The 19,271-nt window shown below is 66.3% G+C and carries 15 protein-coding genes and 1 tRNA gene; 4 read left to right on the top strand and 12 right to left on the bottom strand.

The features are described from left to right. The first annotated feature begins 23 nt into the window (after positions 1–23). A complete protein-coding gene (locus OJI97_RS14760) occupies positions 24–2,762 on the top strand; it encodes a YadA family autotransporter adhesin (protein ID WP_297664692.1) in 2,739 nt (912 codons plus the stop codon). Between the two features lie 759 nt (positions 2,763–3,521). Here the strand turns inward: OJI97_RS14760 and OJI97_RS14755 are convergent. The 3 genes from OJI97_RS14755 to OJI97_RS14745 all read right to left on the bottom strand — a co-directional run bounded on the left by OJI97_RS14755 (position 3,522) and on the right by OJI97_RS14745 (position 6,376). Beyond that, positions 3,522–3,597 (bottom strand) — tRNA-Ile (locus OJI97_RS14755). Between the two features lie 70 nt (positions 3,598–3,667). Continuing rightward, on the bottom strand, positions 3,668–4,693 hold the full coding sequence (locus OJI97_RS14750; RefSeq protein WP_297664691.1) for a polysaccharide deacetylase family protein: 1,026 nt from the start codon (positions 4,691–4,693) through the stop codon (positions 3,668–3,670). Between the two features lie 57 nt (positions 4,694–4,750). Next, positions 4,751–6,376, bottom strand: a complete 1,626-nt coding sequence (locus tag OJI97_RS14745) for a histidine kinase dimerization/phospho-acceptor domain-containing protein (protein WP_297664690.1) — start codon at positions 6,374–6,376, stop codon at positions 4,751–4,753. Positions 6,377–6,544: 168 nt separating this feature from the next. Here OJI97_RS14745 and OJI97_RS14740 point away from each other — a divergent pair, with 168 nt between their 5' ends. Continuing rightward, entirely contained in the window at positions 6,545–7,018 is a 474-nt protein-coding gene (locus OJI97_RS14740) for an Lrp/AsnC family transcriptional regulator (RefSeq protein ID WP_297664689.1), read from the top strand. Between the two features lie 74 nt (positions 7,019–7,092). Here OJI97_RS14740 and OJI97_RS14735 read toward each other — a convergent pair whose 3' ends face one another. Beyond that, on the bottom strand, positions 7,093–8,376 hold the full coding sequence (locus tag OJI97_RS14735; protein ID WP_297664687.1) for a tetratricopeptide repeat protein: 1,284 nt from the start codon (positions 8,374–8,376) through the stop codon (positions 7,093–7,095). A gap of 168 nt (positions 8,377–8,544) precedes the next feature. Then, positions 8,545–8,841, bottom strand: a complete 297-nt coding sequence (locus OJI97_RS14730; RefSeq protein ID WP_297664685.1) for an Hpt domain-containing protein — start codon at positions 8,839–8,841, stop codon at positions 8,545–8,547. Between the two features lie 68 nt (positions 8,842–8,909). Here OJI97_RS14730 and OJI97_RS14725 point away from each other — a divergent pair, with 68 nt between their 5' ends. Both OJI97_RS14725 and OJI97_RS14720 read left to right on the top strand, forming a co-directional pair. Then, a complete protein-coding gene (locus OJI97_RS14725; protein ID WP_297664683.1) occupies positions 8,910–11,285 on the top strand; it encodes a hypothetical protein in 2,376 nt (791 codons plus the stop codon). A gap of 19 nt (positions 11,286–11,304) precedes the next feature. Beyond that, complete coding sequence (locus OJI97_RS14720; protein ID WP_297664881.1) at positions 11,305–11,733, top strand: GNAT family N-acetyltransferase; 429 nt, start codon at positions 11,305–11,307, stop codon at positions 11,731–11,733. Between the two features lie 137 nt (positions 11,734–11,870). On the opposite strand, the gene OJI97_RS14715 is transcribed toward OJI97_RS14720, so the two are convergent. From OJI97_RS14715 to OJI97_RS14685, 7 genes are all read right to left on the bottom strand, one after another. Next, on the bottom strand, positions 11,871–12,131 hold the full coding sequence (locus OJI97_RS14715; protein ID WP_297664681.1) for a DUF1467 family protein: 261 nt from the start codon (positions 12,129–12,131) through the stop codon (positions 11,871–11,873). A 3-nt stretch (positions 12,132–12,134) separates the two neighbouring features. After that, complete coding sequence (locus tag OJI97_RS14710; protein ID WP_297664679.1) at positions 12,135–13,769, bottom strand: ribonuclease J; 1,635 nt, start codon at positions 13,767–13,769, stop codon at positions 12,135–12,137. After that, on the bottom strand, positions 13,766–14,551 hold the full coding sequence (locus tag OJI97_RS14705; RefSeq protein ID WP_297664677.1) for a type III pantothenate kinase: 786 nt from the start codon (positions 14,549–14,551) through the stop codon (positions 13,766–13,768). Before OJI97_RS14705 ends, OJI97_RS14710 begins: the two co-directional genes overlap by 4 nt. Position 14,552: 1 nt before the next feature. Continuing rightward, positions 14,553–15,353, bottom strand: a complete 801-nt coding sequence (locus OJI97_RS14700) for a biotin--[acetyl-CoA-carboxylase] ligase (RefSeq protein WP_297664675.1) — start codon at positions 15,351–15,353, stop codon at positions 14,553–14,555. Next, positions 15,275–16,714 (bottom strand): NADH-quinone oxidoreductase subunit NuoN, encoded by a 1,440-nt coding sequence (gene nuoN / locus OJI97_RS14695; protein WP_297664674.1) that lies wholly within the window; start codon positions 16,712–16,714, stop codon positions 15,275–15,277. Before nuoN ends, OJI97_RS14700 begins: the two co-directional genes overlap by 79 nt. Next, on the bottom strand, positions 16,711–18,267 hold the full coding sequence (locus tag OJI97_RS14690; RefSeq protein WP_297664673.1) for an NADH-quinone oxidoreductase subunit M: 1,557 nt from the start codon (positions 18,265–18,267) through the stop codon (positions 16,711–16,713). Before OJI97_RS14690 ends, nuoN begins: the two co-directional genes overlap by 4 nt. Beyond that, the coding region (locus OJI97_RS14685; RefSeq protein WP_297664671.1) for a proton-conducting transporter membrane subunit at positions 18,264–19,271 on the bottom strand (1,008 nt) is incomplete at its 5' end. The genes OJI97_RS14690 and OJI97_RS14685, both read right to left, overlap by 4 nt.

Genomic DNA, 19,271 nt, shown 5'->3' with positions numbered 1-19,271 from the left:
GGACGACATGACCCGGCGTCGGCGTGTCCGAGGAGCAGATCCGCAGCATCCGCGCGGAGACTTCGCTCTTCGGGCCGGATGGCGGCGTGTTACCACGAATCAGGGGAAATCTCATGCGTCTCACGCGCGTAAAACTGCTTGCCGCCAGCCCCTTCGCCGTCACCGCTGCGCTGATGCTGTCTACGGCCGCCCGCGCCGACCCGACGCCGGAGTGCAACAATGGCACCGGCGCGAATTCCACCGAATGCGGCCAGGATAGCGAGGCCAGCGGGCTCAACAGCACCGCCATCGGCCGGGACAGCACCGCAAGCAGCACCGCGACCACCGCGACGGGGCACGGCAGCACCGCCAGCGGCTTTGCCGCAACCGCCACCGGCAGAGGAAGCGAGGCCAGCGGCATTCGCAGCACAGCGACGGGTGCGAACAGTATCGCAAGCAGCGATTTCAGTACCGCAACCGGTGCGAACAGCGTCGCAAGCGGCTATTATACAACAGCCACCGGTACCGATAGTGTCGCGTCCGGCGACGGCAGCACGGTGACGGGCGTGGCCAGTTTCGCGTCGGGCGAACACAGCACAGCGACGGGGTTCCAGGCCAAGGCCGGCGGAACGTCGGCGAACGGCTTCATCAATTCCGGGACCACCGCGCTGGGTGCGCTGGCGCAGGCGGGCACGACCGCCGCCGGCCAAAACAATGCGACCGCCGTGGGAGCGAACGCCAGGGCCAATGCCATCGACGCCTCCGCTTTCGGACAGGAGGCGCAGGCGATGGGCGACTATAGCACCGCGATCGGCACGCTAAGCCAGACCTTCGACGTCAATGGCACCGCGATCGGCCAGCGCAGCATCGCCTATAGCGCGAACGGCACGGTGGTGGGCCAGGCCGCCACCGCTATGGGCATCAACAGTACTGCGATCGGCCAAAGCGCCGGTGTCATTGGCGCCAACAGCACCACCACGGGCCAGGGCAGCTTTGTCGATGGCGATTACAGTACTGCGAACGGCGCACGGAGTCTTGCGGTCGGTCCATCGAGCACCGCTATCGGCCATTCCGCTCAGGCCGGCAGCACCTGGAACGGCCAGATCTATTTCAATGCCCGCTCGACGGCGATCGGCGCCAATGCGGAGGCGGGCGGGGCCGCCGCCGGACAAACCGACGCGACAGCGGTGGGCGAGAACGCCAAGGCCCATGCCCTCGGCGCCTCTGCCTTCGGCCAGGGCGCGAGCGCTACCGGCGAGAGCGCCGTCGCGCTGGGACAGGGATCGGTCGCGGATCAGGCGAACACCGTCTCGGTCGGCGCTGCGGGCGCCGAGCGCCGAATCGTCAACGTCGCCGATGGCAGCGTCGCGGCGGGATCCGCCGACGCCGTGACAGGCGGGCAGCTTCATACGACCAATCAGGCGGTCGCGACGGCTCAGGCAACCGCGGACAGCGCGCTTGCCAGCGCCACAACTGCGCAAGCAACGGCGACCACCGCACTGAACAACGCTGCCGCGGCACAAGGTACGGCCGACACGGCGCTCGCCAATGCGGCCACAGCGCAGAGCACCGCGAATACGGCGCTGGCGAACGCAGCCACGGCCCAGAATACCGCCAATACCGCGCTCGCGAACGCCGCCACCGCGCAGGCGACCGCAAACAATGCAGCAAGCGAGGCCGCGATTGCCCGCACGGAGGCCGCGACCGCACAGACGCGTGCGGACGAGGCCCACAACCTCGCCAGCGAAGCCATCGCCAGCGGCGCGGTGACGCGCCAGACGGCGGAACTGGCACTCGCCAACGCGAACAATGCCCAGACCGCGGCCGACGCTGCCGCGGTGAAGGCCGAAGATGCGGAGACGGTCGCGGTCGCCGCGCAGACCAACGCCAATCTTGCCCGCTCGATCGCCGAAAGCGCCTCGGCCAACGCCCAGATCGCCAGGGCGAGCGCCGATGAGGCACTGGCCCGGACCGACTATATGGCGATCAACGGCAGCGGTGCCCGGCCAACCGCAACCGGCACGAACGCCATCGCGATGGGTTCTGGAGCGAATGCCGGCAGCGACGATGCGGTCGCCATCGGCACCGGTGCGCAGGCGACCGACGGCGCCGCGGTGGCGATCGGTCTCGGCAATGTTGCGTCAGGCGATGGAGCCGTCGCGATCGGCGACCCCAATCACGCGACGGGGCGCGGTGCAGTCGCTATCGGTGCGGACAACCGCGCGACCGGGCTCGCGGCCGTGGCCATCGGCGCCGACAGCGTGGCAGAAGGACAATCGGCGATTGCGCTCGGCAGCAATGCCCAGGCGATGGCGGCGGGAGCGGTGGCAATCGGCGAGAATGCCGTCGCGAGCCGCACGGGCCAGGTGTCGCTCGGATCGAGCGCCTCGACCTATACGCTCGCCGGGATCGGATCGGCGGCGAGCCGCGCTGCCCAGTCGGGTCCGGTCAGCTATGTGACGTCGGACGCAGCAGGCAATCTCGCGCTCGCCGATTTCGGGCCGGGCGATCTGGCAGAGATCCGCTTCGACCTCGACCGCGTCCGGCGCGACGCACGCTCCGGCACCGCTGCAGCGATGGCAATGGGCTACGCTCCGATGCCGTCGGCACCCGGACGGACGAGCTATTCCCTCAACGGAGCGACCTTCCGCGAGGCGCAGGCGATCGGCGGCGCGATCTCGCACCGGCTGGACACCGAGAACCCCTTCGCCCTCACAGCGGGTTTCGCCTACGCGGGACACGGCAACAACGCTGTCCGCGTTGGCGTGGCGGGAGAATTTTAGCCGACCTCGCGCCGAGCGATTCACGAGCGATTCAAATGAGCCTTTGAAGAGCGGGACCTGCACGCCGGAAGAGCCCCGCTTGCACAGTCGGAGCCCTTCTTGGAAACATGAAGACGCGCGCCGCCTCGATCGAACGCATTGCCCCCGATCAGCTTTATCGTGGTTTTCGCGTCACAGCTGGCGGAGACAGTTGCCGGGGCGACTGTCCTTGCTCGTTTCAGGATGGGCACGAACAGCCACGATCCGCTGTAGGTGCGGCCATCGTCCTGATTTACGGTCCGTACAACTTTCGCACCGTCGATGCGAGAGTGGTCCGTCGGAGAAACAGGCTTGCTTGCGGTCGGCCAATACTGTGACCGCTGATTGGTCCGTGCTGCGCGTCTGAACGAACGACAATTCCCGCAGATCGAGCTGATGAATCCGGACAGCCTTCAAGGTCCGCAAACACTGCATCTGCTTTCGGACTCGCCGAGCAGCCCATGGAACGGCCGACATGAGGCGCAAAGCCGTCGCGCACCGGACGGACCGCCGATGCCTTCATCTTATAGATTTATGGAAATCGCACGGCGCTCTCGGAACTCCATCGTTCTACCGCATCAGGGGCTTTCTCGATATCGCCGTGACACCCCCAAATGACCTCAGCAGTACCAGAAAGACTCACCTATAGTGTTGAAAACAAAAATTAAAATTTTTCAGCTTAACCTTGCTCGATCCATTCAAATCATCACAAGTTGTTGATTTTACTTCGTTATTTTCGAATGGTGGGCCCGGCAGGACTCGAACCCGCAACCTAGCCGTTATGAGCGGCCAGCTCTAACCATTGAGCTACAGGCCCCCATTTGCAACACCCGGCGGGGGTATGCGGGCGATAGCGGAGCGCGGCGGCGATTGGCAAGCGGCTTGGATCAAACAGCCGGCGCTTTCCGTTCGGCCGTCGCTAGGATCGCGGCCGCATCGGTCGCCTCGACCCCGCGCAGCGCGAGATGGTCCAGCACATTGTCCCACCAGCGGTAAAAAAGATCGAGATCGGCATCGCTTCGGACATAAGGCGTATTTCCGGGCTGTAGCGACGGCGAATGGAAAGAGAAATTGAGCACCGGCAACCCCCGGTCCAGCGCGATGTCGATCGCGCGGCACGCCCGCTCCGCGGGAATGCCCTCGGGCGTCAGCGCAATCCGTTCGACCAGTCCGAGCCGCGCCAACGCCGCCCGTATACGCGTGCCGTCGCGGGTGATGCGATGATAGAGCCGCTTGCCCTTCAGCCCCATAAGGCCGCCGAACACGGTCGTCACCGGCACCTCCAGCACCGCGCCATGCGCCGTCGGCACCCACCAGGGTTTGAGCGGCGCGGCACGATAATCCGGACCGTGCCCGCCGCGATAGTCGAACCCGGCCCGCACCGACGTGTCGCACCGAAAGCCGAGCTCGGCGAGCATCGTGGCGGTTTCGGGGCCCAGGCCATAGCGCCCGGCCCGATAGACCGTGGGGGCCACCCCGAACCGGTCGCGGATCGCATCGCGCAGCGCCGTCATCTTGGCGCGCTGCAAAGCCGGCGGCAGATTGCCGGTATAGCTGTTGCGCTCGTTCACCGGCTCATCGTGGGGCGGCGTGACCCAGGGGTGGAGCTGCGCGCCGATCTCGCACCCCCCCCGCGCCTGCGCATCGCCCAATATGGCGGCCGCGCGATCGTCTTCGACGATCGGCCAGTCGACCAGATAGATGGGCTTCACCCCCGCGCGCTCGAAATAGCTTTGGCATTCGGCGAGCGCGGGGACCGAATCGAGCCGGTATCCGGTGCGCGCGAACGGCGCCGACCAGTCGAAATCCTCCTCGGTGTCGCACGTCACCCAGAAGCGCGGTCGCTCGCCGTCTTCGAGGCCGATAAGCCCCGCATCCGCCGGATGCGTCAGGAAATTGCCCGCAGGCTGCACCTTTTTCCCTTCCGCCCCTGAGCCCGCGTGCGGGCCACCCCCAGCCCGCCGCGCGGGCTATTCGCCCTGCTGAACGCCGAGCTCGGTGCTTGGGTTGGCCGAGGGCAGGTGCAAGGTCAAGGCGTTATGCCCAATATCGAGACGTCCCCCTGCCCCCCGCGCGAGGCTGTCGACGAGGCGCAACGAAAAGCCGAGGCTCAGAATCGCCGCGCCGGGGGCTTCGCCTTCGGGGCTGAACCCGGGGTCGAGCAGGTCGGCGGCGGTCGCGAAACGGATCGCGAGCGGCCGGACGACACGCAGTTGCAGCGTATCGTCCTGCGCCGCTTCGGTCACGAGCTGCCCGACAAGCACCGAGCCGGGTTCCGAAATATCGACAAGCGCGGTCAGCAGCCGTCCGATCATGCGCCGCGAATTGGCGTCGCCGACCCGCGCGACGAACGGCCCGCCGACCCGCGAGATGCTGAGGTCGACCCGCTGGTCGGCAAGGATCGCGCCCAGATCCGTCTCGACCTGCGTCATCACTGCGCCAAGGTCCGCCGTTTCGCCCGGCGGCGGCGGCACCTGCGGCCCGGCGGCGCGGGTCGCGGTGTCGAGATCCTCGATGATCGCCTGGATCGCGGCCGCATCGGCGACGATCGCTTCTGCCATCGCGCGATAGGAAGCGCTGACCGGCCCGAACATCTGGCCCGAAATGATCTGGGCGAACCCCGAAATCGCGTTGAGCGGGCTGCGCAGTTCGTGGATCAACTGGCGGATCGAATCGCCCGATTCCTGGACTGCCGGACGTCCATAGGGCAATTCGCTCGGCTGCGGGCGACGTGCGCTGCCGCGATAGCCGCGGAACTGCCCGGTTGCCGAATCGAACCAGGGCACTGCCGAAAACCGCCACTCGCCGGCATCCGCCGCCGCACCTTCGAGCATCATGCGGGCGTTGACGATTTCCGCGCGCTGGCGAAAGGCGCCCGCCGCCGCGCCATCGGCGCCCGGCTCGCCGCCAAAGGCGGATTCGGCGATCGACAGGCCGATCGCCGCGCCGCGCGCGATCCCGTCGACCCAGCGAATCAGCCCATCCGGCCCAGCCTCGAACAGGAAGCCGGTGCTGGCCTTGCGCGCCGGGGGTTGCGCCCGCGCCGACTGGAAACGGTCGATGCGGCGGACAAGCTCGCTGATCTGGCTCGGCGCGCTGTCCGCAGCCGCCAGCGGCTCGCCGTCCCGCGGATCGGCGGCGGCCGAAGCCGCGGCTGGCTGCGGCAGCGCGACCGACCCCGCGCCCAGGCTTTCGAGCGCGCGCCGGACATCGCCGGGCAGGTCGTCGCGCCCGGCCAGGATCGAGCGCGCGGTTGCAGCGGTCGCGGGAAGCAGCGCGAGCCAGTCGGTCTCCGTCAGCCGCGCGCGCTGAAGCATCGCCGCCGACACGGCGGGCACATCGTTGGCATAGAAAGCGACGAGCGGCGCGAAGCGGCCGTGGCGCGCGATCGCCGCGGCGCAATCGCGGCGTATCTTTTCGGGCACCTGCGGCCGCAATATGGCGAGTGCGTGAAGGGCGCGCCGAGCGTCGTCATCGGACAGTTGATTACCGCGCTGCGCGAGAATATCGGAGATTTGGCGCCACGCCGCGATGCGCGCACGCGGATCGCGCGGCGCCTGGCGCAAGATGGTCGCGATCATCGAGTCAGCGGTCACGCGAAGCCGGCCCCACACCCTGTTCGTTGGTTAGCGTATGCTTAGCGGCTAGCGTGAATCACCCGGTCATGAAAGTGCCTTAACCATCCGCGTCACATTGTGGGACAATTGCAATCGGCTGAAATAATATTATGGTCGCCGCAGTTTTAGAAAGCGGATGTTTCAATGATGGCAAGCCAGAAATTCGATCAGATCGACTTGCAGATACTCGCCGAACTGCAGAAAAACGGGCGGATGACCAATGTCGAGCTGGCGCAGATGGTCGGGCTGACGGCGCCGCCCTGCCTGCGCCGGGTGCGCGCGCTGGAGGAGTCGGGCGTCATCCGCTCCTATCACGCCGACCTCGACGCCGCGAAGCTCGGCTATGGCATCACGGTCTTTGCGATGGTGAGCCTGCGCAGCCAGGCCGAGTCCGACCTCAAATCTTTCGAGGATTATGTCGGCCAGCTTCCCGAAGTGCGCGAATGCTATATGCTGAATGGCGAGATCGACTTCCTGCTCAAGGTCGTCGCGCGCGACCTGCAGAGCTTCCAGTCCTTCCTGACCGCGCACCTGACCTCGGCGCCCAATGTCACGAGCGTCAAGACCTCGCTGACGATCCGCACCGCCAAGCAGCTTTCGGGGATTCCCGTCGAAACCTGACCGCGATACGATCGGGCAGAAAAAAGGGCGCCTTCCCGTGGAAAGGCGCCCTTTTTCGTTAAATGACCGCGCGATCAGTTAGCGGGGGCGGGAGCCGCCGGTGCCGCGGGAGCCGCCTTGGGCTGGGTATGAACGGTCCACAGCCTGGCAAGGCGCGCCCGGTTTCCCTGCACCTTGGCGAAGCTCGCGGTCGCCGCATCCGACTGGCCGGCCAGCGCCTGCGCGACGCCAAGGCGATACTGCGCGACCGGATCGGCCGCCGCGATCGCTTCATAGATCGGAATCGCCTTCGCGACTTCGCCGATGCCGACAAGCGCGTCGGCGGTGCTGCGCGCGACCTTGGGATTGGAGGTCAGCCCCGGCTTGCCCGCGTCGGCGATCAGCCCCGCCCGGTCGGCGCTGGCGCGCTCGGTCTGCGACGCGAGGAGCGGGCCAAAGCGCGCGTCGGTTTTCGGGAACACATTCTTGGCCAGGCCCTCGTTGATCACCGCGACGACTTCGCCCGGAAAGCCGGCGTCGGTGGCGAGCGCCGTATATTCCAGATACTCGCCGCGGTCGGTCATCGCGCCCGTGGCGCGCATCAGGCGCAGAATGTCGAGGTTCAGGTCCTTGTCGCCGCCGACCTGCTGGAGCAGGATATAGAGCGTGTTGCGCCAGATCTCCGGCTGCGGATAGTCGCGCACGCGCAGCGTCAGCAGGTCGAGCAGGTCGTCGGTCCGTTTCGCGGCCTGCAGCGCCTTGGCCGGACGGACATAGAGGTCTTCGGCCGCGGGCCGGCCCGCGGCATGGGCGGCTTCGATTCCGGCCTTCGCGATGGCAAGCCCCTGATCGACCTGCCCGGCGTTCAAATAGCTGTCCATCAACAGAACGGGCAGCGATTCCTCCGCCGATCCAGCCGCCTTGGCCGCTTCGAAACGCTGGATCGCCTTCGGATAATCCTTTTTCACATAGGCGAAACGCCCCGAATAGAAATTATAGAGGCCCGCGTCGGTGGCCGGGACGAAGCCCGAATCGAGCGCCATGTCGAGCCCCTGCGCCTGCAAGGCTTCATCCTTGTTCAGGATGCCGAGCTGGAGCGTGTAGAAGCCGAGGAAATATTTGTCGTCGTTGCTGCTCGCGACGCTCTGCGCTTCGGTCACGGCCGCCTGGAGCGCCGCCGCATCCTTCTTCTTGGCGGCGTCTTCCATCTTCTTGCCGGCGGGCGCAAAAGCCTTGCTCGGGCTGAGCGACGGCCCCTTCGCCGCCTCTTCCTTCTTCGGCTTTTCCTTCGCCGCCGCGGGGACGGTCAGCGCCATCATCGAGCAGCCGAGAATAGCCGCCATCGCCGTTGCGGACATCGGGCGGAAACGGTTGAACATCAAAATCTCTCCTCAGAAACGGCCGGCTTGCCTTAAGACAAGCGGGGGCCAGCCGCAGTTCAGAACGCGGCTAGACCCGTAGCGTTGCCAAGGCAAGACGGCCGGGATCGATATTTCCATTGGCGGCGGGCGGCTGAACGGGAATTGAACCCGCCGATGCAGGCGCGCTTATGCGATGCGCTCGATCGCCGCGTTGATATCGCGCAGAACGGCGGGATCGCCGGGCACGCCGTCCATTGCCGTTTCGGCAAGCTGAATCAACGGGATGATGCCGAATGTCGCGGCCAGGCTTTTCAGGCGTTCGGCGGCGGCATGCCAGTTCGCGTCGCAGCGCGACCGGCGCATCAGGTCGGCAAGCTCGCGCGCGCCCGCGGCGAAGCTTGCGCGCAACTCGCGTGCCGCGGCCGGATCGTCGCCGACCGCCGCGCTGATATACCGGTCGAGGGGCCCGCTATCGAACGACATTCCACAGCCTTGCCAGATCGTGGTTAAGTTTCCGTTCCATGGACGGCATTTGGTGCTAAGATGGCAGGATGACGGGGGAAAAGAAGATCGTCGGATTGTGGCGGGATGCCGCGGCAAAACCGGAATCGAACGGCACGGACGAAGCTGCCCCGGCAGACGTCGCGGCGCCCGAATCCGTGCCTGAGCCCGAAGCCGCCGCATCGGTGGAGCGGGATTGGCTCGATATGTCGGCGCTCGCCGAAACCGAAGAGGATGAGGTTTCCGGCGCGGCGGAAGCGCCCTCGGCCTTCCGTGACCGCGTCGCCCCCATCCTGCTGCTGATCGCCGGTCTGGGCTGGACGATCTTCGCACTCACCGCCGCGACGGCTGGTTTTTCGCGCGCCCCCGCGCTGACCGACTGGCCCGCGCTCGTCGCGACGGTCGCGATGCCGCTGACCCTGCTCGCGGTGCTGTGGATGGCGCTGCTGCGCTCGGGCCGATCCGAACAGGCGCGGTTCGCACGCGCAGCCAAGGCGCTTCGCGACGAAAATCACGCGCTCAACGATTCGATGCGCGCGCTGGCGGCGCATCTCGCCGACGCGCAGCGGCAACTCGCCGAACAGGCGCGCAGCGTGCAGCAGCTCGGGCTCGATACGGTGACCCGGCTCAGCGAGAGCAGCGACAAGCTCGCGACCAATGCGTCGGTCATCGCCAATGCGCACGACCAGCTCGCGCGGTCGGGCGATGTCGCGATGCAGCGGATGGACGGGCTGCTCGCTGGGCTGCCGCGAATCGACGACGTCGCGCAGCGGCTCGCGGTCAATTTTCGCGAGGCGGGACTGGTCGCGCACCAGCAGGGCGCCAATCTCGAAGCCCGGCTCGCCGCGCTGTCCGAGGAAGCCGTCAAGGCCAGGGATGCCGGCGCGGCATCGGCCGCCAGCCTGCACGAGGCGATCGGCGCGTTGCAGCAACAGGCGAAGGATGCCGAGGCCGGACTGGTCGAGGCGTCCGCGCACGTCACCGAAGCCCATGACGTCGCCTTCGCCCGCATGACGCAGGCGGCCGCGACCGCGCGCGACGATCTCCAATCGACGATCGCCACGGTGACCGCCCGAATGGACGATAGCTGGCGCCAGTTCCGCGACGGCGTCGATACCGCCGCGTCCCAGCTCGACGCGCGCCTCGCCGCCGCCCGCGCCGCGGGCGACGCGATCGGGGCGGATCTGACCGCACATGGCGAAGCAAGCGAAGCGCTCGCCGCGCGGATCAAGACGCATGTCGCCGATGTCGGCCAGCAGCTCGAGCTTCTCGACGTCAGCGTTTCGGCGAGCACCGGCGTGATCGGCCGCGCGATCGACGGCACCAAGGACCAGCTCGCTGCCTTTATGGCGGAAGTGCAGACCGGCAACGGCTCGGCGCACCAGCTCATCACCCAGGCCGAATCGCTGCTGCTCGCGCTCGACGCGGTGACGCGCGAACTCGACGAAACGCTCCCGCGCTCGCTTGATCGCATGGCCTCGCACGGCAAGACGACGCAGACGACGCTCGCCGAACTCAAACCCATGCTCGAAGCGTCGGAGCTGGTGGCGCAGTCGGCGCTGTCGCACGTCAGCGCGGTCAAATCGACCTTGCAGGCGAGCGAAGACAAGATGGCGGCGCACGCCGAAAGCCAGCAGGCGCTCGCCGATCGCGTCAATGCATCGCTCGCCGAGGCCGACGCCGCGCTCGCGCGGCTGCGCAGCGGTGCCGACGACTTCGCCGAACAGGGCGGCGCGCGGATGATCGCCACACTCGGCGAGGTGCGCACGACCGCCGATGCGGCGGCCGAGGAAGCGCGCCGGACACTGGAAAATCTCGTCGCCGGCGCGCGCGAGGCGATGCAAGCGACCGCGACCGAAGCGATCGACGCCGCCTTCAAGTCGGAGATCATGGCGCAGCTCACCGCGATCGAGGACGCCTCGCAGCGCGCGGTCGAGGCCGCGAACGGCGCCGCCGACCGGCTGATGCGCCAGCTCATCACCATCATGGACACCAGCGCCAGCGTCGAGCAGCGCGCGATCGAGGCCGAACAGGCGATCGCCGCATCGGACCGCGATTCGCTCGCGAAGCAGGTCGGGGTGCTGACCGAAGCGCTCAAATCGACCGCAATCGACATGACCAAAATCCTGTCGAGCGAAGTCAGCGACACCGCCTGGGACGCCTATCTGAAGGGCGACCGCGGCGTCTTCTCACGCCGCGCGGTCAAGCTGGTCGAGAATAGCGAGGCCAAGGAAATCCTGCGCCTCTATCAGAATGACGATGGCTTCCACGCGTCGGTGAACCAGTTCATCCACGATTTCGAGGCGATGCTGCGCCTGCTGATCGGCGCGCGCGACGGCTCGGCGATCAGCGTCACCCTGCTGTCGTCGGACATCGGCAAGCTCTATGTCGCGCTCGCGCAGGCGATCGACCGGCTGCGGAACTGACCAAGCCGGCTTGAACGGCGTGAACGGCGTAACGATCCAAACAACTACACGGCCCAGTGAGGTCGAATGTGCTGCGGTGCTGGAAGCGCTACGGATGTTTACGCGGGAAGCCGTGCCTTCGCTGGATAACCACGACTTTGCTGCATTGGTGACCGGAATCGATGATGGTCAGGTGATTGGCGGGCTGATCGGATCGTCGCGCTGGGGCGGTTTTCATATCGAGATGATCGCTCTGCCGGAAGCTTTGCGCGGCAAGGGCATCGGGGCAAAGTTGCTCGATCTGGCGGAGCAGGAAGCGCGTCGCCGCAACTGCAACCATATGCTTCTCGACACCTATGCCTTCCAGGCCAAGCCGTTTTATGAGCGTCATGGCTTCGAGGTGTTTGGCGAGATCGGAGGCCCCGCGCCTTACTATCCTCGCTTCTTCATGAAAAAGATGCTCATCTGAAGCAGGAAGAATCGTCATTGAGGAGCGAAGCGACGCGGCAATCCAGCGTGCACGTTAACCGCTCTGGATTGCTTCGCTGTGCTCGCAATGACGCATTCGGATCAATCCAAGGTCATCACGCTCCTGCCGGGATGTTTCTACGCCCGCCCGCTCAGCACGTCGGGATCGGCCCAGCCCTGCACATAGCCGATGTAGAAGATGACGAAGCCGATCGTCGCGACGACCGTCATCTGCAGCAGGATGCGCCCCGGGCGGAAGCGCGCGGGGGCACCCGGTTCCTGTCCTTTGACCAGCGGCACCGCATCGTCTTCCGTCCGGCGGCCATGGAAGGGCAGCACGAAGAAGGCGCTGAACGCCCAGAAGAGCGTGTAGATCGCGAGGGCCGAGGTCCATTTCATCGCTCAGATATCCATGATCAGCACGTCGGTGATCGGCTTCTTGCCGGTCCAGTCGGTCGCGACGCGGCGGACGCCGAGGCGGATTGCTTCCTTCAGCGCATCGCGGTCGCGCGCCTTTCCGGTCGCGGCCTGTTCGGCGGCCTCGTTCAGCTCCTCGATGAAGGTCTCACGGTCGTCCTCGACCGGCACGCCGCGATAGTGGATCGCGCTCTCGACGAACTTGCCACCCGACAGCACCACCGCGACCGACATCTGGCCGTTCAGCGCCAGTTTGCGCCGCTCGTTGATCGTCTCGCCATCGGCGGGGAGGATGACGTCGCCGTCGAGGAGCAGCCGTCCCGATCGCACCCGCTCGACGATGCGCGCCGGGCCGGGCGCGAGGCGGACGAGATCGCCGTTTTCCTGCACCAGCGCGTCGGGCACGCCCTTTTCGAGCGCGAAGCGCGCCTGCTCGTGCATATGGCGGATCTCGCCGTGCACCGGCACGATCAGTTTCGGCCGCAGCCAACCATAGAGCGCGGCGAGTTCGGGCTGCCCCGGATGGCCGCTGACGTGGATATGCGCCTGCTTCTCGGTGACGGTCAGCACGTCCTTCGCGGCGAGCTGGTTCATGATCCGCCCGATCGCGACCTCGTTCCCCGGAATCTGCTTCGAGGAGAAGACGACGGTGTCGCCCGCCTCGAGCTTGATCTGGTGGACGTCGCCCGCCATGCGCGCAAGCGCCGCGCGCGGTTCGCCCTGCCCGCCGGTCGCGATTACCATCAGCTTGTCGCGCGGCAGCCGCATCGCCTCGTCGAAATCGACCGTCGGCGGGAAATCGTTCAGATATCCGACCGACCGCGCGACGCCGAGGATACGGTCGAGCGAACGCCCGGCAACGCACAGCGTGCGCTCCGTCGCCTTCGCTACCGCGCCCAAGGTTGCGAGCCGCGCGGCGTTGGAAGCGAAAGTGGTGACGACCACCCTGCCCTTCGCCGCACCGACCGCGTGCATCAGCCCGTCGCGGACGCTGCCTTCGCTTCCCGACGCCTCGGCGTTGAAGGCGTTGGTCGAATCGCAGACGAGAACATCGACGCCCTCGTCGCCGACCGCGGTCAGCGCCGCCGCGGTCGCGGGGGCGCCGAGGATCGGCTCCTCGTCGAGTTTCCAGTCGCCGGTGTGGAACACCCGGCCATAGGGCGTGTCGATCACCGCCGCGCTCATCTCCAGGATCGAATGCGCGAGCGGAACCAGACGGATGCCGAAGGGCCCGATCTCGAACTGCGCGTCGATGTCGACGACCCTGATCTCGACCTCCTTCTCCAGCCCCTCTTCAGCGAGCTTGTGCGCGATCAGACCCGCGGTGAAGCGGTTGGCGTAGAGCGGCACGCCAAGGTCGGCGGCGAGATAGGGGATGGCGCCGATATGATCCTCGTGCCCGTGGGTCAGCACGATGCCGAGCAGATCCTTCTTGCGGTCCTCGATAAATTCAAGGTCGGGCATGACGATGTCGATGCCGGGATAATCGGCGCTGCCGAAAGTCACGCCCAAGTCGAGCATGATCCATTTGCCGTCGCAGCCATAGAGATTGGCGTTCATGCCGATCTCGCCCGACCCGCCGAGCGCGAGGAAAAGCAGCTCCTTGCCGGGGGTGGTCATGCGCTCATATTCCTTTGATGATAGAGGTGCATCAGCCCGTTCAGCGTCAGGTCGGGCTCGATACGGTCGAACAGATGCGCCTGCTCCTGAAACAGGGTCGCGAGGCCGCCGGTCGCGATGACGGTCAGCGGCGTGCCGATCTCGGCCTTCATGCGCGCGATCAGCCCTTCCATCATCGCCACATAGCCCCAATAGACGCCGATCAGCATCTGGCTTTCGGTGGTGCGGCCGATGACACTAGCTGTCGGCGGCGCTTCGATCGCGATGCGCGGCAGCTTGGCCGCGGCGGCGACGAGCGCTTCGAGCGACAGATTGACCCCCGGCGCGATGATCCCGCCCAGATAGGCGCCCTCGGGCCCGATATGATCGAGCGTCGTCGCGGTGCCGAAGCTGATGACGAGCTTGTCCTTGCCGGGCGCGACCGCCTGCGCCGAAATCGCATTGACCGCACGGTCGGCGCCGACCGACTGCGGCTCGTCGACCTTGAGCGCGATCCCCCAGCTCACCGGCTCCCGCCCGGCAACGAGCGCGTCGACGCCGAAATATTTGACGGCGAGCAGTTGCAGATTGTGCAGCGCGCGCGGCACCACGGTCGAGATGATCACGGCATCGACCTCGGCACGGTCATGCCCCTCGATGCGCATGAGCTGGTCGAGCCAGACCATATATTCGTCGGCGGTACGGCGGTCGTCGGTCGCGATGCGCCAGCGCGCGAGCAGCTCGGTTTCCCGGAACAGCGCGAATTTGGCGTTGGTGTTGCCGACATCGATCGCGAGCAGCATCTCAGTTCCCCTTCACGGGCCGTTGCAGTTCGACGTCGCCCGCGTGGATCAGCATGACCTCCCCGTCGGCGCGGCGCAAGCGCAGCGCACCATCGGGCGCGAGCCCATCGAACGTCCCGTCGATGCCCTGTTCGGACACGCGGAGCGGCGTCCCCACCGGGTGGCCGAGCGGCAGCCACGCGCGCACGATGCTTTCGACGCCCTCCTGCCGCCAGCTCCACAGCGCATCGACCAGCGCGACCGCCAGCGCCTCGGCAAAGCGGTCGCGGTCGATCGCGATGCCGGCCCCGGCGAAGGAGAAGGTCGCGCGGTCGGGCAGCTCGGGCGCCGAGGCAAGATTGACCCCTACCCCGATCACCACGGCATTGCCGCTGCGTTCGAGCAATATGCCCGAACATTTCGCGCCATCCACCAACAGGTCGTTCGGCCATTTGAGCTGAAGCGGAACCGCGGGCGCGAAGATCGTCACCACCTTCGCCAGCGCGACCGCGACGACCAATGCCAGCGTCGCGGGCGACGGATCGCCCGCGGTAAGCTGCACGACGGTCGAGCCCATGAAATTGCCCTGCCCATCATCCCACGGACGCCCGAGGCGACCGCGCCCAGCGGTCTGACGGTCTGCGACGAGCCAATGCCCCTCGCCGACATGCTCACCGCCTGCCAGCCGCGCCAGCAGGTCGGCATTGGTCGAACCTGTCTGCGCGATCCGCTCGATCGGCGGTATCAGAACAGCACCGAAGCAGCGCTCGCCGCGGCCGCCGCCAGCATCGGGATGAAGAGATAGCCGATCACCGACAACCACAGCGCGCTGACGCCGATCACCGCGCCCTCGACCCGCGATCCGCCGTTCCGGATCACCGTCTCGGGCTCCTCGTCGAAGTACATCGTCTTGATGATCGCGATATAATAGAAAGCGCCGATCACCGACACGACCACCCCGGCAACTGCCAGCGGCACGAGCCCCGCGTTCACCGCGGCCTCGAACACCAGATACTTCGGCCAGAAGCCGAACAGCGGCGGGATCGCGGCGAGGCTGAACAGGAATACCGCCATCGCCGCGGCGAGCCCCGGCTGGCGCTTCGACAGGCCGGCATAGGCGGGAATGCTCTCGACCATCCGACCATCGGCATCGCGGAGCTGCATGACGAACAGGAAAGCGCCGATCGTCGTGACGACATAGACGAGCAGATAGGTCAGCACCGCCTCGACCCCCTGCTGCGTTCCCGCAGCGAGACCGATCAGCATGAAACCGACATTGTTGATCGACGAATAGGCGAGCAGGCGCTTGATGTTCTTCTGCCCGATCGCGCCGACCGCGCCGAGGATGATCGAGGCGAGCGACAGGAAGATGATGATCTGCTGCCATGCCGCGAGTGCCGGGCCCGCCGGGCCCATCGCATCGATCAGGACGCGCGTCAGCAGCGTCATCGCCGCGACCTTGGGCGCGCTGGCGAAGAAGGTCGTCACCGGGGTCGGCGCGCCTTCATAGACGTCGGGGGTCCACATATGGAACGGCACCGCGCTGATCTTGAACGCCAGCCCCGCGACGACGAAGACGATGCCGAACAGCAGGCCGATATTGACCCCGCCCGCCATCGCCGTGGCGACCCCGGCGAAATCGGTGGTACCCGAAAAGCCGTAGAGCAGCGAGATGCCGAACAGGAGGATGCCCGAAGCGAGCGCACCGAGGACGAAATATTTGAGCCCCGCCTCGCTCGACCGATCATCATTACGCATGAAGCTGGCGAGCACATAGGAGGCAAGGCTGTTGAGCTCGAGCCCGACATAGAGCGTCATCAGGTCGCGCGACGAGGCCATGATGCCCATGCCGAGCGCCGCGAAGACGATCAGCGCCGAATATTCGGCGCGCATCGCCTCGCCGAAATAGCGCGGCGCGATCGCGATGCAGACGAAGCTCGCGGCATAGATGAGCAGCTTGGCGAACCCGCCGAAGCCGTCGACCGCGAGCGTGCCCGAAAAGACCGAAGCCTCGGTGCCGAACAGCGCCGCGACCGCGACCGCCGCGGCGGCGAGCGTCAGCAGCGCCGCGAGCTGATAGAGCCCGACCTGCCGGTCGCCCGCGAAGGCGCCAAGCATCAGCGTGATCAGCCCGCCGATCGTCAGGATCAGCTCGGGCCAGACGAGCGCGAGATCAGCGGTCATTGGACGCCTCCCGCATGATGCGCTTCGCCCTTGGCGTCTCCGTGCGCCGGAGCGGCCGCCTTGGGCTTGCCCGCCGTGACATGCGCGTCGCCCGCGGGCTTCGCCGGGGCGAGCCGCGCGACCACCGTGGTCACGTCGCCGCGCATCGGCGCGAGGAAGCTCTCGGGATAGACGCCCATCCACAGCGCGACCGCGGCGAGCGGCACGAAGATCGCCCATTCGCGGGGATTGAGGTCGGGCATGGCCTTCACATCGTCCTTGGTCAATTCGCCGAACACGACGCGGCGATAGAGATACAGCATGTAAGCGGCGCCGAGGATGATGCCGGTGGTGCAGACGAACGCCGCCCAGCTCGACGCCTCATAGATGCCGGCGAGGCTCAGGAATTCGCCGACGAAGCCGCTGGTGCCCGGCAGGCCGATCGACGCCATGGTGAACAGCATGAAGAACAGCGCATAGGCCGGCATGTTCACTGCAAGCCCGCCGTAGCGGCTGATCTCGCGCGTGTGCAGCCGGTCGTAGATCACGCCGACGCAGAAGAAGAGCGCGGCCGAGACGACGCCATGGCTGAGCATGATGATCAGCGCGCCCTCGATCCCCTGCTGGTTGAAGGCATAGAGGCCCGCGGTGACGATCGCCATATGCGCGACCGACGAATAAGCGATCAGCTTCTTCATGTCGCTCTGCACCAGCGCAACGAGGCTGGTATAGACGACCGCGACCATCGACAGCGCGAACACGAGCCACATGAATTGCGCCGAGGCGTCGGGGAACATCGGCATCATGAAGCGCAGGAAGCCGTAAGACCCCATCTTGAGCAGCACGCCCGCCAGGATCATCGAGCCCGCGGTCGGCGCCTGGACGTGCGCATCAGGAAGCCAGGTGTGGACCGGCCACATCGGCATCTTGACCGCCATGCTCGCGAAGAAGGCGAGCCACAGCCAGGTCTGCATCTCCGGCGGGAAATTATAGTTCAACAGGACCGGAATCTCGGTCGTCCCCGCCTCGCGGATCATCGCGATCATCGCGACGAGCATCAGCACCGATCCGAGCAGCGTATAGAGGAAGAATTTGAACGCCGCATAGATGCGGTTCTGGCCGCCCCAGATGCCGATGATCAGATACATCGGGATCAGCACGCCCTCGAAGAAGATGTAGAAGAGCAGCAGATCCTGCGCCGCGAAGACGCCGATCATGATGACTTCCATGACGAGGAACATCGCCATGTAGAGGCCGACGCGCTGCTTGATCGATTCCCAGCTCGCGAGGATGCAGAGCGGCATCAGGAAGGTGCTGAGCACGATCAGCATCATCGCGACGCCGTCGACGCCGAGTGCCCACTGGAAACGGCCGAACAGGTCGGCGCGCTCGGTGAACTGCCATTGCGCGCCGCCGATGTCGAAATTCGCCCACAGCATGATGCCGAGCGCGAAATCGACCAGCGTCGCGCCGAGCGCGATCATGCGCGCGGGCTTCGCCTCGACGAACAGGCAGGCGATGGCGGCGATCGCGGGGATCGCCAGCATCAGCGACAGGATGGGAAGCCCGCTCACAGGAACTTCACCATGGCCCAGCTGGCGAGGCCGACGAGACCGAGCAGCATCACGAACGCATATCCATAAACATAACCCGATTGCAGCCGGACCGCGAGCCGGGTCCCCCCCTGGACGAGCGCCGCGACGCCATCGGGACCGAAGCGGTCGATGGTGCCTTCATCCCCGCGCTTCCAGAAGAAGCGGCCGATCGCGAAGGCGGGCTTCACGAACAGGATGTTGTAGAGCTCGTCGAAATACCATTTGTTGTACAGGAACTGGTGCAGCAGCCTGAACTGCGCCACGAATTTTGCCGGCAGGCTGGTGTCGCGGATATAATTGTTCCACGCAATCGCCAGACCGATCGCCATCGCGGTGAACGGCGCCCACTTAATCCACAGCGGCACTTCGTGCGCTGCGTGCATCAGATGCTCGTCGAAGAAGAGGCTGCCCTTCCAGAAGGCCATTCCGCCCTCGGGATCGATGAACGCATGGTGGAAGACGAAACCCGCGAACACCGCGCCGAGCGACAGCACCCCGAGCGGGATCAGCATCGAGAGCGGGCTTTCGTGCGGGTGATAGCCCGCGGTGCCGTCCCCGTGTGAGTCATGGTGATGCGCATGGGCATGGTCGTCATGGCCGTGCCCATGATCATCGTGCACCGCATGCTGGATATGCTCGCTCTGGTCCCAGCGCGGCTTGCCGTGGAAGGTCAGGAAGACGAGGCGCCACGAATAGAAGCTGGTGAGTAGCGCCGCGAAGGTGCCGACCCAGAAAGCGACCTGTCCGCCGCCGCCCGCGGCATAGGCCGCCTCGAGAATGCCGTCCTTCGAATAGAAGCCCGCGAAACCCGCGACGCCCGCGATGCCGACGCCGGTGATCGCCAGCGTCCCCGCCATCATCGCCCAGTAAGTGAGCGGGATGTGCTTACGCAGCGCGCCGTAATAGCGCATGTCCTGCTCATGGTGCATCGCATGGATCACCGAGCCCGCGCCGAGGAACAGCAGCGCCTTGAAGAAGGCGTG

Origin of the sequence: Sphingopyxis sp., from assembly GCF_025869345.1 — a bacterium.
GTDB lineage: Bacteria > Pseudomonadota > Alphaproteobacteria > Sphingomonadales > Sphingomonadaceae > Sphingopyxis.
This window is presented reverse-complemented; position numbering and strand designations above follow the sequence as displayed.